Source organism: Sphingomonas panni (genome assembly GCF_022664435.1).
GTDB lineage: Bacteria > Pseudomonadota > Alphaproteobacteria > Sphingomonadales > Sphingomonadaceae > Sphingomonas > Sphingomonas panni.
Window position 1 is genome coordinate 128,230 of sequence record NZ_JAKREU010000010.1, and the last position, 14,490, is coordinate 142,719.

General features: G+C 67.2%; 11 protein-coding genes. 4 read left to right on the top strand and 7 right to left on the bottom strand.

Annotated features, from left to right (window positions below; genetic code table 11):
* Window positions 1–15: 15 nt before the first annotated feature.
* The 7 genes from MF609_RS17055 to MF609_RS17085 all read right to left on the bottom strand — a co-directional run bounded on the left by MF609_RS17055 (window position 16) and on the right by MF609_RS17085 (window position 8,791).
* A complete protein-coding gene (locus MF609_RS17055; RefSeq protein ID WP_242417341.1) occupies window positions 16–702 on the bottom strand; it encodes a response regulator transcription factor in 687 nt (228 codons plus the stop codon).
* Window positions 702–3,377, bottom strand: coding sequence for a sensor histidine kinase (locus MF609_RS17060; protein WP_242417342.1), 2,676 nt, complete (start codon window positions 3,375–3,377; stop codon window positions 702–704). The genes MF609_RS17055 and MF609_RS17060 overlap by 1 nt, the downstream gene beginning before the upstream one ends.
* Window positions 3,377–3,958 (bottom strand): potassium-transporting ATPase subunit KdpC, encoded by a 582-nt coding sequence (gene kdpC / locus MF609_RS17065; protein ID WP_242417343.1) that lies wholly within the window; start codon window positions 3,956–3,958, stop codon window positions 3,377–3,379. The genes MF609_RS17060 and kdpC overlap by 1 nt, the downstream gene beginning before the upstream one ends.
* Before the next feature lie 11 nt (window positions 3,959–3,969).
* Window positions 3,970–6,006: a potassium-transporting ATPase subunit KdpB gene (kdpB, locus tag MF609_RS17070; RefSeq protein WP_242417344.1), complete on the bottom strand. Its 2,037-nt coding sequence runs from the start codon at window positions 6,004–6,006 to the stop codon at window positions 3,970–3,972.
* 11 nt (window positions 6,007–6,017) lie between these two features.
* Window positions 6,018–7,721: a potassium-transporting ATPase subunit KdpA gene (gene kdpA / locus MF609_RS17075; RefSeq protein WP_242417345.1), complete on the bottom strand. Its 1,704-nt coding sequence runs from the start codon at window positions 7,719–7,721 to the stop codon at window positions 6,018–6,020.
* Between the two features lie 13 nt (window positions 7,722–7,734).
* Window positions 7,735–7,824: a K(+)-transporting ATPase subunit F gene (kdpF, locus tag MF609_RS17080; RefSeq protein WP_066689868.1), complete on the bottom strand. Its 90-nt coding sequence runs from the start codon at window positions 7,822–7,824 to the stop codon at window positions 7,735–7,737.
* 109 nt (window positions 7,825–7,933) lie between these two features.
* The gene (locus tag MF609_RS17085; protein ID WP_242417346.1) at window positions 7,934–8,791 is read right to left on the bottom strand and encodes a TorF family putative porin; all 858 of its coding nucleotides are present in this window, start codon (window positions 8,789–8,791) and stop codon (window positions 7,934–7,936) included.
* A gap of 198 nt (window positions 8,792–8,989) precedes the next feature.
* Between MF609_RS17085 and MF609_RS17090 the strand changes: the two genes are divergently transcribed.
* The 4 genes from MF609_RS17090 (at window position 8,990) to MF609_RS17105 (ending at window position 14,202) form a co-directional block, all read left to right on the top strand.
* A complete protein-coding gene (locus MF609_RS17090) occupies window positions 8,990–9,892 on the top strand; it encodes a LysR family transcriptional regulator (RefSeq protein WP_242417347.1) in 903 nt (300 codons plus the stop codon).
* A 268-nt stretch (window positions 9,893–10,160) separates the two neighbouring features.
* On the top strand, window positions 10,161–10,994 hold the full coding sequence (locus tag MF609_RS17095; RefSeq protein ID WP_242417348.1) for a substrate-binding domain-containing protein: 834 nt from the start codon (window positions 10,161–10,163) through the stop codon (window positions 10,992–10,994).
* A complete protein-coding gene (gene tcuC, locus MF609_RS17100; RefSeq protein WP_242417349.1) occupies window positions 10,991–12,316 on the top strand; it encodes an MFS transporter in 1,326 nt (441 codons plus the stop codon). The genes MF609_RS17095 and tcuC overlap by 4 nt, the downstream gene beginning before the upstream one ends.
* Window positions 12,317–12,756: 440 nt before the next feature.
* A complete protein-coding gene (locus MF609_RS17105) occupies window positions 12,757–14,202 on the top strand; it encodes an MFS transporter (RefSeq protein WP_242417350.1) in 1,446 nt (481 codons plus the stop codon).
* Window positions 14,203–14,490 lie beyond the last annotated feature (288 nt).

Sequence of the window (14,490 nt, forward strand, 5' to 3'; positions counted from 1 at the left end):
GCGCCAAACGCCCCGTCAGCCATCGGTCCGCAGGCGGTAGCCGACGCCCAGTTCGTTGGCGATGACGCTCCCGACCGGATCGGGCGCTTCGAGCTTCTGCCGGAGATTGCGGATGACGATGCGGAGATATTCGATACGCGGGTCTTCGTCGCCGCCCCAGCACGACGTGAGCAGCCGTTCATGCGTCACGATCCGCCCGATGTGACGGGCGAGCTGCGCCAGCACGTCATGCTCCTTGCGCGTCAGGTGGACCTCGACGCCGTGGCGTGCGACGGTCCGCCGGTCGAGATCGATGCGCAGGTCGCCTCGCTCGACCACTTGCGGGGCCGGATCGTTGGTACGGCGGTGGCGCAGCGCGACGCGGAGCCGGGCGAGCAGTTCGTCGGTATCGAACGGCTTGGTCACGAAATCGTCCGCGCCAAGGTCGAGCGCGGATACCTTTTCTTCCACGGCATCGCGCGCGGACACCACCAGCACGACGGCATCGCCTTGGGCACGCAACAGCGGGATGAGGCTGAGGCCGTCGCGATCGGGCAGCCCAAGGTCGAGCAGAATGGCATCGGGCCGCTCGGCTGCCGCTGCGTGCAGTGCGTCGCGCCCGTTGCACGCGTCGATCACGGCATAGCCCGCGCGGGTAAGGGTGTTGCGCAGCAGGCGGCGGATGGCGGGTTCGTCATCGACGATCAGAATGCTGGCCGGCATCAATCCGCACTCCCCATGGTCAAGTCGCGCAGCAGCAGCGCGGGCGGGAAACGTAGCGCGAAGATAGCGCCTTCTCCGTCCGGTCGATTGGCGGAGGTGACGCTCATGCCCATCGCCTCGGCAAAGGCCTTGACGATGGCGAGTCCCAGCCCGGTGCCGCCGGCGGAACGGTCGGTCCCCTCCAGCCGGGTAAAGGTTTCGAACACGCGTGCCTCCTGTCCGGGGGGAAGGCCCGGCCCCTGGTCGCGCACCGACAGGGTGATCTCGCCATAGCGGTTGCGGCCTTCGATCACGATTGCGGTCCCCGGATCGGCGTAGCGCCCGGCATTGTCGAGCAGATTGAGCAGGCAGTGGTGGAGCAATTGCGGATCGACCCGCACCAGCGGCAGGTCGGGCGGCACGTCGAGCCGGACCTCGTGCCCCTCCAGCGCCGCGCGCGCATCCTGCGCGGCGCCGGCGACGGCATCGCTGAGATCGGTCGCCTGGATCTTCAGCCGGATCGCGCCCGCCTCGACGCGTGCCATGTCGAGCAGGTTCGATACGAAGCGGTTGAGCCGCGCCGATTCCGACCGGATCGTGCCGACCAGTTCCGGCGTCACCTCCTGCGCCAGCTGGTCGGCGGCGACCATTACCGCGGTCAGCGGGGTGCGCAGGTCATGGCTGACCGACGATAGCAAGGCGGCGCGCAGCCGGTCGCGGGTGCGGACCGCATCGATATCGCGCATCTCCGCCTGCAGCCGGAGGCGTTCGAGGACCAGCGCGGATTGGTCGGCAAGGCGGGAGAGCAGCGGCAGCTGGTCGGGCCGGACCGGATTGCCGCCGGCTTCGTTCGCCACAGCGAGCACACCGACCATGCGTTCCCCGGCCTTCAGGGGATGGAAGAGCCATTCCGACGCCGTGAGCGTGCCCGATCCCTTGCCCGCCGGGGTGCCGGTTTCGAATGCCCAGTTGGCGGCCGCATGGTCCATGGTTTCGAGCCGGTAGGCGGGATCGGTGGCGGCGAGGATGGCAACCTCGCTGCCGCCATCGGGGCCGAGCAGCAGTACCTGCACCCCCAGCAGCCGGCGAACATCGTCGCAGATCATCTGCGCCGCGACGTCGATGTCGTTCACGCTCGCGATCTGGCGGAGGAAGCCGGCGAGGGTGGCGTTGGTCCGCGCGCTGGCGGCGGCAAGGTCGGCCTGCGCCCGCACGCGCGAGGTCAGCTGGCTAGTCACGACCGCCACCCCGAACAGGACGACGAGCGAAACGATATTTTCGGGATTGCTGATGCTGAGCGTGCCGACCGGCGGCAGGAAGAAGAAGTTGTAGGCAAGGCTCGACGCCAGTCCGGCGAACAGGCCGGTCCGCAGCCCGTGCAGGCTGGCGGCGACCATCACCGGGAGCAGGTAGAGCATCCCGATATTGCCGAGTTCGAGGATGTGGAAGAGCGCGCTGGCGATCGCGGTGATGCCGGCGACCATCGCGGTGGTGATCGCATAGCCCGCCGGCGTTCCCCATGGATGCGTCGGCCGCAGCCGCCCGGGATCGCGCGTCGCTTCGTCGGGCACCGGCAGGACGTGGACCGTCACCCCCGGCGTATCGCGCACCAGCCGGTCGACGACCGATCCATGGCGCAGTTCGAACCAGCGCGACCGGTTCGACTTGCCCAGCACCAGCTGGGTCGCCCGGGCATCGGCAAGAAAGCTGCGTATCCCCTCCACGACATTGGGCGCAGGCACGGTCGCGACGGCCGCGCCCAGTTGCGTCGCGAGCGTCATCGTCGCGGCGACGCGCGCATGTTGTGCGGCGGTGAAGGCGGCGGTGCGTGGCGTTTCGACGAACAATGCGGTCCAGGGGCCGTGCAGGCCGTCGGCCACCCGCTTGGCCGCGCGGACCAGATTGTCGGCACCGGGCAGTTCGTTGATCGCGACGACGATCCGGTCGCTGCCAGCCCAGGTGCCGCCAAGGCCGAGCGCCCGGACGTCGTCGAGCATTCGCGCATCGACCGCCTGCGCCGCGCGACGCAGCGCCAGTTCGCGCAACGCCGACAGGTTGGATTTGGAAAAGAAATGGTCGAGCGCCCGCGTCGCTTCCTGCGGCAGATAGACCTTGCCCGCCTTCAACCGGTCGATCAGCTCGTCGGGCGGGATATCGACCACCTCCAGCTCGGCGGCTTCGAGGATGCTGTCAGGCACCGTCTCGCGCACGCGGACGCGGGTGAAGCTGGCCACCACGTCGTTGAGGCTTTCGACATGCTGGATATTGAGCGTCGAATAGACCGAGATGCCCGCCGCCAGCAGCTCCTCGACATCCTGATAGCGTTTGGGATGGCGACTGCCCGGCGCGTTGGTGTGGGCGAGTTCGTCGACCAGCACGAGGCGGGGGCTGCGGGCGAGGATGGCGTCGATGTCCATTTCGCCGAGCGTCCGGCCTTCATAGGCGATGTCGCGCCGGGCGATTATCTCGTGTCCGCGGGTCAGCGCCTCGGTCTCGATCCGGCCATGGGTTTCGACGACGCCGACCACCACGTCGACGCCGTCGCGTTTGCGCGCCGACCCTTCGGACAGCATCTCATAGGTCTTGCCGACCCCCGGTGCCGCGCCGAGGAAGATTTTCAGCCGCCCGCGCCCTTCCTGCGCGGCGGCGCGCAGCAGGGCGTCGGGATCGGGGCGGTGCGGATCGGCTGCCGGCATCAGCGCGGGGCAGGGGCCAGCTTGTCCAGCGCACGGTTGAGCGCGAGGACGTTGACGGTCGGATCGCCGAGAACGGAGGTTTCGGTCTGTCCTTCGACCAGTTTACGAACGGCATCGACACCCACACCGCGCACGCGGGCGATCCGGGGTGCCTGTACCAACGCGGCGGCTGGCGACAGGTCGGGGTCCAGCCCCGACCCGCTGGCGGTAACCAGATCGGCGGGCAGGGGACCGTTCACCCCATTCGCACGCTGCTTCGAAACATCACCGCTCACCCGCTCGATCAGTGCCTTCGACGTCGGGCCGAGGTTCGAGCCGGACGAGGCCAGGCCGTCATAGCCCTTGCCGGCGGCGGAGGGGCGGGTCTGGAAATAGCGGTCGGTAGTGAACGCCTGTCCGACGACGCTCGACCCGATCACGCGGCCGGTCGTGTCGCGGACCAGGCTGCCATTGGCCTGTACCGGGAACAGCGCCTGTCCGATCCCGGTCATCGCCAGTGGGTAGCCGAGACCCAGCAGCGCGGCGAACAGCAGCGTCATCACGATGGCCGGCCGCAGCGCGGAGGAGAAATCCTTGTTCATGTCCGTCTTCCTTACGCCAGGCCGAGGCCGCTGACGACGATATCGATGAGCTTGATCCCGAAAAACGGCGCGACGAGGCCACCCAGGCCATAGAGGGCGAGGTTGCGCGACAATAGCGGTCCCGCCGCCATCGGCTTGTAGGTCACGCCCTTCAGCGCGAGCGGCACCAGCATCGGGATGATGACCGCGTTGAAGATGATCGCCGACAGGATCGCCGATTGCGGCGAGGCCAGCCCCATGACGTTCAGCACCCCCAAGGCTGGATAGAGTGCGACGAACATCGCCGGGATGATCGCGAAATATTTCGCCACGTCGTTGGCGACCGAAAAGGTCGTCAGCGCGCCGCGGGTCATCAGCAACTGCTTGCCGAGGCCTACGACCTCGATCAGCTTGGTCGGATCGCTGTCGAGATCAACCATGTTGCCCGCCTCGCGCGCCGCCTGCGTGCCGGTGTTCATCGCCACGCCGACGTCCGCCTGGGCGAGGGCGGGGGCGTCGTTGGTGCCGTCGCCGCACATCGCGACCAGCTTGCCGCCGGCCTGTTCCTTGCGGATCAGCGCCAGCTTGTCCTCCGGCGTCGCCTGCGCGAGGAAGTCGTCGACCCCGGCTTCGGCGGCGATGGCAGCGGCGGTCAGCGGGTTGTCGCCGGTAATCATCACCGTGCGGATGCCCATCGCGCGCAATTCGCCGAAGCGTTCGCGGATGCCAGCCTTCACGACATCCTTCAGGAAGATCGCACCCAGCAGCCGGCCGTTCATCGCGACCGCCAGCGGCGTGCCGCCGGCGCGGGCGATCTCGTCGGTGATGCGGCGCAATTCGGTCGCAGCGGCGGTTTCGCTCGATCCGGCATTGGCGCGCAGGATCGAATCGACCGCACCCTTCTGGATCAATGAACCACCGACCTGCACCCCGGAGATGCGAGTCTGGGCGGTGAAGGGAATGACCTCCGCGCCGGCGGGCAGTTCGGTGATCGCAACGTGGAACCGATCGCGGGCGAGGACGACGATCGAGCGGCCTTCGGGCGTTTCGTCCGCCAGGCTGGCGAGCAGCGCCGCTTCCGCCAGTTCGGCCTCGCTGGTGCCGCCGACCGCGCGGAACTCGGACGCCTGCCGGTCGCCGATGGTGATCGTGCCGGTCTTGTCGAGCAGCAGCACGTCGACATCGCCCGCCGCCTCGACCGCACGGCCCGACTTGGCCAGCACGTTGAAGCGGACCAGCCGGTCCATGCCGGCGATGCCGATCGCCGACAGCAGCGCGGCGATGGTCGTCGGGATCAGCGTGATGAGCAGCGCGGCGAGGATCGCGACCGGGATATTGCCGCCGGCATAGCTGGCGAAGCCCGGAATGGTGGCGACGGCGATCAGGAAGATGATCGTGAGGCCCACCAGCAGCAGCGTCAGCGCGATCTCGTTCGGGGTCTTCTGCCGCTCGGCCCCCTCGACCAGCGCGATCATGCGGTCGAGAAAGCCCTTGCCCGGCTCGACGGTTACCCGGACGCGGATTTCGTCGGAGATGACGCGCGTGCCGGCGGTGACGGCGCTGCGGTCGCCGCCCGCCTCGCGGATCACCGGCGCGCTTTCGCCGGTGATCGCCGCTTCGTTGACGGAGGCCACGCCGGCCACGACTTCGCCGTCCGAGGGGATCAGGTCGTTGGTTTCGACCAGCACCACGTCGCCGACGGTAAGCGCGCTGGCCGGCACATTCTCATAGTCGCGCCCGTCGCCGCGCAGCCGCTTGGCGGTCAGTTCCGCCTTGGTCGCGCGCAGCGACGCGGCCTGCGCCTTTCCGCGCCCCTCCGCCAATGCTTCGGCGAAGGTGCCGAACAGCACGGTCAGCCACAGCCAAACCACAAGCTGCAGTTTGAACCCGGCGGTCAGGCCGTCATTGCCGACGACGAGCAGGATGGTCAGCAGTGCCGCGACGGTCGCCGTCACGAACATCACCGGATTGCGCACCAGTTCGGCCGGGTGCAGCTTGACGAACGACGCCTTGACCGCCGGCACGACCAGGTCGGCGGTGAACAGGCTCTTGCCCTGGGATTGTGCCACGATGGCTCCCCTTAGAAGGATTGGCCGCGGATCATCGCAAGATGATCGGCGATAGGACCGAGCGCGAGGCTCGGCAGGAAGGTCAGGCCGCCCAGCACCAGGATGATGCCGACCAGCAGCCCCACCCACAGAGCGCCGGTCGTCGGGAAGGACCCCGCGCTTTCCGGCGTGTATTTCTTGGCCGCCAGGCTGCCGGCGATCGCCAGCATCGGCACGATCACGAAGAACCGGCCCAGCCACATCGCGACGCCGAGCATCCCGTTATACCAGGGGGTGTTGGCGGTGAGGCCCGCAAAGGCCGACCCGTTGTTCGCGACCGCGCTGGTAAAGGCGTAGAGGATTTCGCTGAACCCGTGGGGACCCTTGTTCAGCGGCCCGGCCAGTCCCTGTTCCAGCACCGACGACAGCGCCGTAAGGCCGAGGATCGCGAGCGGCAGGACCGCGATGGCCAGCACCGCCAGCTTCACTTCGCGCGCCTCGATCTTCTTGCCGACATATTCGGGCGTGCGTCCGACCATCAGCCCGGCGACGAACACCGCGAGGATCGCGAACAGCAGGAAGCCGTAGATGCCGGCACCCACGCCCCCGATCACGACCTCGCCCAGCTGCATGTTGAACAGCGGGATCAGGCCGCCAAGCGCGGTGTAGCTGTCGTGCATGGCGTTGACCGCGCCGCACGAGGCCGCCGTCGTGATGACGGTGAACAGCGAGGAGGCAGCGATGCCGAAGCGGACTTCCTTCCCCTCCATATTGCCGCCGGCGACACCCAGATTATGCAGCATCGGATTGCCCGCCGCTTCCGACCAGTAGGTGACGGTCGTGCCGGCGAGGAACAGGATCATCATCGCGGCGAGGATCGCCCAACCCTGACGCGGGTTGCCGACCGCCTTGCCGAAGGTCCAGGTGAGACCGGTGCCGATTACGAAGATCGACAGCATCTGGATGAAATTCGTCAGCGTGGTCGGATTTTCGAACGGATGCGCCGAATTGGCGTTGAAGAAGCCGCCACCATTGGTGCCGAGCATCTTGATCGCTTCCTGCGAAGCGACGGGGCCGAGCAGGATCGACTGGCGCGCGCCTTCCAGCGTCTGGACATCGACGACGCCGGCCATCGTCTGCGGGACGCCGCTGGCGATATAGAAGATCGTAAGTGCAATGCAGAGCGGCAGCAGCAGGTAGAGCGTGATGCGGGTCACATCGGCCCAGAAATTGCCGATCGCCTTCGCTTCGCGCCGGGCGAAGCCGCGGAACAGCGCGAAGGCGAGCGCGATGCCGGTCGCCGCTGACAAGAAATTAGGGATGGTCAGCCCCAGCATCTGACTGAGGTTCGACAGGGTGCTTTCGCCGCCATAGCTCTGCCAGTTGGTGTTGGTCGTGAAGCTGATCGCGGTGTTGAACGACAGATGCTCGCCGACCGCCGCCAACCCTTGCGGATTGCCCGGCAGCACCGCCTGCAACCGCAGCACGGCATAGGTGAAGAACATCAGCACCGCATTGAAGACGAGCATGTGGACGGCATAGCGCCGCCAGCCCTGTTCTTGGCGGGGATTGATGCCGGACAGGCGGTAGAAGCCGCGCTCGACGGGGCCGAGCAGGCGGTGGAGCGGGGTGTCGCGCCCTTCGTAGAGCGCGTGCAGCCAGAGGCCCATCGGCTTGGCGAGTGCCAGCAGGATGCCGACGAAGCCAAGGATCAGGAGCCAGCCCTGAATGGTCATGAAGCCGCTCCCTTCAGAAGCGTTCGGGGCGGATCAGCACCGCCACCAGATAGACGAGCAGCCCGAGCGCGGTGATCGCGGCGAGCCAGAGGTCGAGGGTCATCGCCGTCCCCTCACGCATTGTCGCACAGTCGGACATAGGCGAGCGTCAGCGCGACCAGTCCGACCATGATGCCGACCCAGAGCAGATCCTGCATGGCTGTGTTCCCCGATCAGAAGGCTGCGGTCAGCGCGACGACGACCATCCCGCCGGCGATGTTGCCGCTGCCGTCCTGTCCCCGGCTGAAGCTGGGGCGGAGATAGGTGGCGTCGCGGTTCGAGATGTCGGTGTCGACATAGCTGACGTTCAGGGTGAGGTTGCGCCAGGTCGCGTCCGCCCCGACCGACCAGTCCCAATAGCTGCCGGTCGGCGACACGGCGGTGGCGTTCGGACCCAGGCCGTCCTGCCCCCAGCTATGGCCGATATGCGCCTTTGCGGTGATCGGGCTGCCGGTGACAGGCAGGGCGGCGTCGCCCCACAGGTACAGATTGTCGTCCTTCGCGCCGGGCCGGGTGTAGACGCCGCTGGCCGCATCGGCCCCGGTTGCATACCATTTGCCGATCGCCTGCTGCTTCGGCGCATAGGCGACGCCGGCGGTGAGCAACGCCGGGCCGGCGGTGCCGCTCAGCTTGGCATAGGGTTCGGCGAAGTCGGTCTTGTCCGCGCCGCCGGGATAGACATACCAGGTCAGCCCGACGTCGAGCGTCGCGCCAGCGGCGATCGCGGTCTTGTACCCGGCGATCAGGTCGAGTTCCATGTTCGCGCCGCCGAACGTGCCCCATCCGGCGAGGTTCGATGCCCAGGTGCCGATATACGCACCGCTGTCATGGGCGATGGTGATGCCGCCTTGGACCGCCATCTCCTGATCCGACTGCGACACCCCTCGGAAGCGATAGTCGGAGGCGATCGCGGCCGACCCGCTAATGGTCACGGCGGCTGGCGGGTCGGTCGGCTCGGCAGCTGTCTGTGCGTGCGCGGTGGCCGGGAATGCTGCCAGCGCGACGGCGATGGCGGCAGGACGGAACTTCATGGTTGCTACCCCTATGGCGCGGCACGTCCATGCGACGGTGCCTTACGGGGTGGGCGATTAGGCTTCTGGAACATATCAATTCGAGAGCGATTCCGGCCAATCGCATAGTGCCGGCGTATAGTGACCGCGCATCGCGTGCGTCCGGATCGACAGCACGTGCCCCTCGCGCGAACCGGGATTCGCTGATAGCCACTGGGTATGACACCGCTTAATTGCGAATTGCTGGACCTGCGCGCCGTGATCGCGGTGTCGGAGGGCAAGAGCTTCCTGCGCGCCGCCGAGCAGTTGAACCTGTCCCAGCCGGCGCTCAGCCGGCGGGTGCAGAAGCTGGAGGCGCTGGTCGGCACGCCGCTGCTGGAGCGGACGACGCGGAGCGTCCGGCTGACCCCGGCGGGACAGGAGGTCGTCCCGCTGCTGCGGCGGTTGCTGGAGGAGATCGACAGCTCGCTGCTCGGCATGATGGCGCTGGGCGAGCGGCGGGCCGGACGGCTGACCGTGGCGAGCATTCCCAGCGCGACCGTCCGGTTCCTGCCGGATATCCTCGAACGCTTCGGGCAGGAATATCGCAACGTCCGCGTCCGAGTGCTGGACCTGTCGGCGACCGAATGTGCGGAGGCGGTGCGGACCGGCGAGGCGGAGTTCGCCATTAGCCTGCCGGTCGCATTGGATGGCGACCTGGTGTTCGAACCGCTAATCGACGATCCCTATGGCCTGGTCTGTCGCCGCGACGATCCGCTGGCGGAGATTGCCGATCCCGGCTGGACCGACCTGACCGGCCTGCGGCTGGTCACGGTGCATATGGGCAGCGGTAACCGTACCGCGCTCGACGCCGGGTTGGCGCGGGCGGGGATCGAGCTGCGCTGGTTCTACGAGGTCACACGCCTGACCTCTGCCTTGGCGCTGGTGCAGGCCGGGCTGGGGCCGTCGGTCCTGCCGCGTCTCGCCTGCGAGGGGCCGGAGGCGCGCGATCTGCTGTGGCGGCCGCTCAAGGGGGCGGAAGTCGTGCGGACGATCGGGGTGTTGCGGCGGGCGTCCGCCACGCTGTCGCCGACTGCGTCACGGTTGATGGCATTGCTTGCCGGGACGTGGAATGAGGGCTAGCCCGCTCGCACGTTATCCCGCCGCTGGCGCCGACGCGCCCGGCAGCATCGCTGCGATGATCCCGGCGGCAATTGCACCCGAAATTGGCAAAGGTGGCGCAGAAGCGACGCTGCTCCTCAAAAATTGATGCGTCAGAAGCATTAAGCGTCCCGATAATTGCATTTGATACAATGGGCGTTTGTGAGGCTTAGTGTCGCGCAAGGCACGGCATCCACAGCTTCTGCCGCAACGAGAGCCTGCATCGGGAGCAGGACGAAAGAGAGGCATCATGCACGATTCCCGCTTCAGGCCGGCGATGCGACTGTCGCGTCGCGGCGGACTGCGCTTTGCGCTGCTCCTGGGCCTCGCCACGCTCAGCGCGACCGCCGATGCGCAGGCCAAGCCCCGCGAACTTCATGTCATTACGTCGGGTGGGTTCACCGCTGCGTTCGAGGCGCTGGCGAAGCAGTATGAACGCGACACCGGCGGCCATATCGTCACCGAACACGGCCCGTCGATGGGTGACACGCCGCAGGCGATCCCCAACCGGCTGGCCCGGCGCGAGGCGGCCGATGTCGTGATCCTCGCGCGCGGCGGGCTCGACAAGCTGGCGGCTGCCAAGGCGATCACGCCGGGCACCGAAGTTGATCTCGGCCTGTCGAAGATCGCCGTCGCCGTGAAGGCCGGCGCGCCCGCACCGGACATCGCCACCCCGGAAGCGGTCCGCCGCACGCTGGTCAACGCGAAGTCGGTCGCATGGTCGGACAGCGCCTCGGGCATCTACATCCAGTCGGTCATGCTCGACCGGCTGGGCATCGCCGATCAGGTCCGGCGCAAGGGGCGGATGATCCCGGCGACCCCGGTCGGCAAGATCGTCGCCGACGGCGATGCCGAGATCGGGTTCCAGCAACTAAGCGAATTGAAGCCGGTGAAGGGCATCCGCATCGTTGGCCTGCTGCCGGACAGCCTGCAGAAGGTCACGCCCTTCTCCGCCGGGATCGTCGCCTATTCCCCGCATCAGGCGGACGCGCGTGCACTGATCGCCTATCTCGCCTCCCCCAAAGCCCACCGGCAGATCCGCGACAGCGGCCTCGAACCGGTCGTCGCAAAGGCCAAGCCATGACCCGAGCCATCCCCGTCGCCGCCGATGCGGTCGCGGTTCAGCCGCCGGTATCGGCCGCCGCCAAGAGGTCGGCGTTCAAGTCGATCTTCATCGTCGCCAGCGGCAACTTCCTCGAAATGTTCGATTTCATGGTGTTCGGCTATTACGCCACCTACATCTCGAACGCGTTCTTTCCGACCGGCAGCGAATTCGCGTCGCTGATGCTGACGCTGATGACGTTCGGCGCGGGCTTCCTGATGCGGCCGGTCGGCGCGCTGGTGCTGGGCGCCTATATCGATCGCAAGGGGCGGCGGCAGGGGCTGCTGCTGACGCTGGGGCTGATGGCGCTCGGTACGCTCGCCATCGCGGTCACCCCGACCTATGCGCAGATCGGCCTCGCCGCGCCGGTCATCATCCTGATCGGACGGCTGATGCAGGGCCTGTCGGCGGGCGTCGAGGTCGGCGGCGTATCGGTCTATCTGAACGAGATCGCCCCGCCTTCCGCCAAGGGCTTCTACACCTCTTGGCAGTCGGCCAGCCAGCAGGCGGCGGTGGTGTTCGCCGCGCTGATCGGCTTGCTGGTGTCGACCAGCCTGTCGCCGGCGACGATGCAGGCGTGGGGCTGGCGCATTCCGTTCATCATCGGCTGCGTCATGATCCCGTTCCTGTTCGTCATCCGTCGCCACATGGAAGAGACCGAGGCGTTCCTGCAGCGCAAGGAGCATCCACAGCTCGGTCAGATCATGCTCACCATCGGCAATAACTGGGGCGTCGTGCTGCAGGGGACGTTGATGGCGGTGATGACCACGGTCTTCTTCTACATGATCACGGCCTATACCCCGACCTTCGGCAGCAAGGTGCTGTCGCTGTCGGCGGGCGAGAGCCTGTTCGTCACCGCCTGTGTCGGCATCGCCAACTTCGTGCTGCTGCCGGTGATGGGCGCGCTGTCGGACCGGATCGGGCGCAAGCCGCTGCTGATCGCGGCGACCGTGCTGGGCGCGTTGCTCGCCTATCCGCTGATGAACTGGCTGGTCGCGGCACCCAGCTTCGGCCGGCTGCTCGCGGTCGAGCTGCTGCTGGCGGCGATCTATGCGACCTATAACGGTGCGTTCATCGCGTACCTGACCGAAGTCATCCCGGCGCATGTCCGCACGGTGGGCTTCAGCCTGGCCTACAGCCTCGCCACCGCGATCTTCGGCGGGTTCACCCCGGCGATCAGCACCGCGTTGATCGGGGCGACCGGTGACAAGGCGATCCCCGGCGCATGGTGCGCCGCCGCCGCGATCCTGTCGCTGACCGCGCTGCTGGTCGGTGGCCGGATACAGCGTCGCAAGACGGCGTGACGGGGTTGGGCCGGTTTCTGTCCCGCGGGTTGGTTCGTCCTTCGTCACGTCGGGGCGAGCCTGCGGTCCCGCATCGGCTCCGGGCCTATGCCGAGGCGCGGGCGCCGCGGCATTCGGAAGGGGCGGTGCAGGGCGGCTGGTTCCCGACCTGCGAGACGTCGCCCCTATCCGACGCGCGGCGGTGTGTGGACTCGATCCACGGTACTGCACCCGCCGACCACCGGCGGCAGCGGCGCAGTTGAGCGGGTAGCGCGCCAGGAGGAAGTGAACCATGACGACAATCCGACGAGCGGGCAGGGGACGGCGCTGTTCTTCGTGGGGGACTGAAATTCCGACGATGTCGTCCGGCTGCAGTTGAACGGGATCATGGACGGAGTCTGGCAGGCCGGGTGCGGATCGCGTTTTGAAGCGTTGGCGGCGCAGCATGCGGGTGGAGTGATATGGGCGGAACGGCAGCGGCAGTGACGGCGGAAGGGCCAGCGCGCGGTTTCCGCGTGATCGCGCTGGTCGTGGCGTCGGCGATGTTCATGCAGCAACTCGATGGAACGGTGCTGACCGTCGCGCTGCCGACCATGGCGCGCGACCTGGGCGTGCCCGCGACCAATCTCAGCTTGGCCCTGACCAGCTATCTGCTGTCGCTGGCGCTGTTCATCCCGGCTAGTGGCGCGCTGGCCGACCGGTTCGGCGGACGGAACCTGTTCTGCGCGGCGATCGGGGTCTTTCTGGTCGGTTCGATCCTGTGCGCGCAGGCGGGATCGCTGCCGATGCTGGTCGCCGCGCGATTTCTGCAAGGGATCGGCGGCGCGATGATGGTGCCGGTCGGTCGGCTGATCCTGCTGCGCAGCGTCGCGCGCAAAGACATGGTGCAGGCATTGTCATGGCTGGTGATGCCCGCGCTGGTCGGGCCGATCCTCGGACCGCCGCTGGGCGGGATGATCGTTACCTGGCTCGACTGGCGCTGGATTTTCTATCTCAACATCCCCTTCGGCATTGCGGGCATTGCCGGCGCATTGGCGTTGATCCCCGATATCCGGGGCGCGCGGACGGGACGGTTCGATACCGTCGGGTTCCTGTTGTCCGGCGTAGCGCTGGGGTGCCTGCTGTTCGGCTTCGAACTGGCGAGCCGGCCGGGCACGGGGCGGGTGGCGATCGTCCTCGCGATCGTCGGGCTGGTCGTGGGCACCGCCTATGTCCGTCATGCCCGGCATAGTGTCAGCCCGATCCTCGACCTGCGGCTGATGCGGATTCCGACCTTTCGTCTGTCGGTGATCGCCGGGTCGCTGACGCGAATCACGCAGGGCGCACAGCCGTTCCTGCTGCCGCTGATGCTGCAACTCGGCTTCGGACTGTCGCCGGCACGGACGGGCACGATCACGATGGCCAGCGCGATCGGCGCACTGGCGATGAAGGCGATCGCGCCGCGGGTGCTGAGGCGGTTCGGTTTTCGTCGCAGCCTGATCGTGTCGGGGCTGGTCAGCAGCCTGAGCTATGCGACCTGTGCGTTCTTTCGACCCGACTGGCCCGCCGGGGCGATCGCCGCCGTGCTGGCGCTGTCGGGCTTCTTCACCTCGTTCCAGTTCACCGGCTATAACGCGATCGCCTATGCCGAGGTCGACGATGTGCGGATGAGCGCTGCGACCAGTTTCTACGCGACGTTCCAGCAGCTGATGCTGTCGCTCGGCATCTGTACGGCGGCGATGGTGCTGGAGGTAGGAACGGTGGTCGGCGGCACCGGGCAGCCCAGCCTGGCCGTATTCTCGTGCGCGTTCGTGATCCTTGCGGTGATTTCCGGCTCCGCCATCCTGTGGAACCGCCGTTTCGACGACGATGCCGGTGCGGCCATGAGCGGCCATCGGGAAAGCACCGAACCGGCACCATCCGCCTGAGGCTGTACGGCCGGGCCGTGCCGTGTCACCTGTGTAGGGAACTTTTTTGAGAAAGTTTGTTGACAGTAAAGTTTCACCCGCCTAGAGGGGGTTCACCGCAGCGGTGGCCGACACGGACGCCGCAGCAGACAGCGAAACGCAGGCGACGTGATCTGCCCTTTCTAAAGAGGGGTAGCGACGCGACGCCGGTATTGTTGTCTTGCTCTTTGAAATTGTAGTTTAGATGAAGGGACATGTGGGCGGCGGCTTGCGGTCTAGCGCATTCAAGGTGCGTTGGGATCGTTTAAA

What these genes read in the sequence shown, in the direction of transcription:
- MF609_RS17095 (WP_242417348.1), top strand. Translation starts at nt 10,161, where the DNA reads ATGCACGATTCCCGCTTCAGGCCGGCGATGCGACTGTCGCGTCGCGGC.
- MF609_RS17055 (WP_242417341.1), bottom strand. Translation starts at nt 702, where the DNA reads ATGCCGGCCAGCATTCTGATCGTCGATGACGAACCCGCCATCCGCCGC.
- kdpA (WP_242417345.1), bottom strand. Translation starts at nt 7,721, where the DNA reads ATGACCATTCAGGGCTGGCTCCTGATCCTTGGCTTCGTCGGCATCCTG.
- MF609_RS17085 (WP_242417346.1), bottom strand. Translation starts at nt 8,791, where the DNA reads ATGAAGTTCCGTCCTGCCGCCATCGCCGTCGCGCTGGCAGCATTCCCG.
- kdpF (WP_066689868.1), bottom strand. Translation starts at nt 7,824, where the DNA reads ATGACCCTCGACCTCTGGCTCGCCGCGATCACCGCGCTCGGGCTGCTC.
- MF609_RS17090 (WP_242417347.1), top strand. Translation starts at nt 8,990, where the DNA reads ATGACACCGCTTAATTGCGAATTGCTGGACCTGCGCGCCGTGATCGCG.
- tcuC (WP_242417349.1), top strand. Translation starts at nt 10,991, where the DNA reads ATGACCCGAGCCATCCCCGTCGCCGCCGATGCGGTCGCGGTTCAGCCG.
- MF609_RS17105 (WP_242417350.1), top strand. Translation starts at nt 12,757, where the DNA reads ATGGGCGGAACGGCAGCGGCAGTGACGGCGGAAGGGCCAGCGCGCGGT.
- MF609_RS17060 (WP_242417342.1), bottom strand. Translation starts at nt 3,377, where the DNA reads ATGCCGGCAGCCGATCCGCACCGCCCCGATCCCGACGCCCTGCTGCGC.
- kdpC (WP_242417343.1), bottom strand. Translation starts at nt 3,958, where the DNA reads ATGAACAAGGATTTCTCCTCCGCGCTGCGGCCGGCCATCGTGATGACG.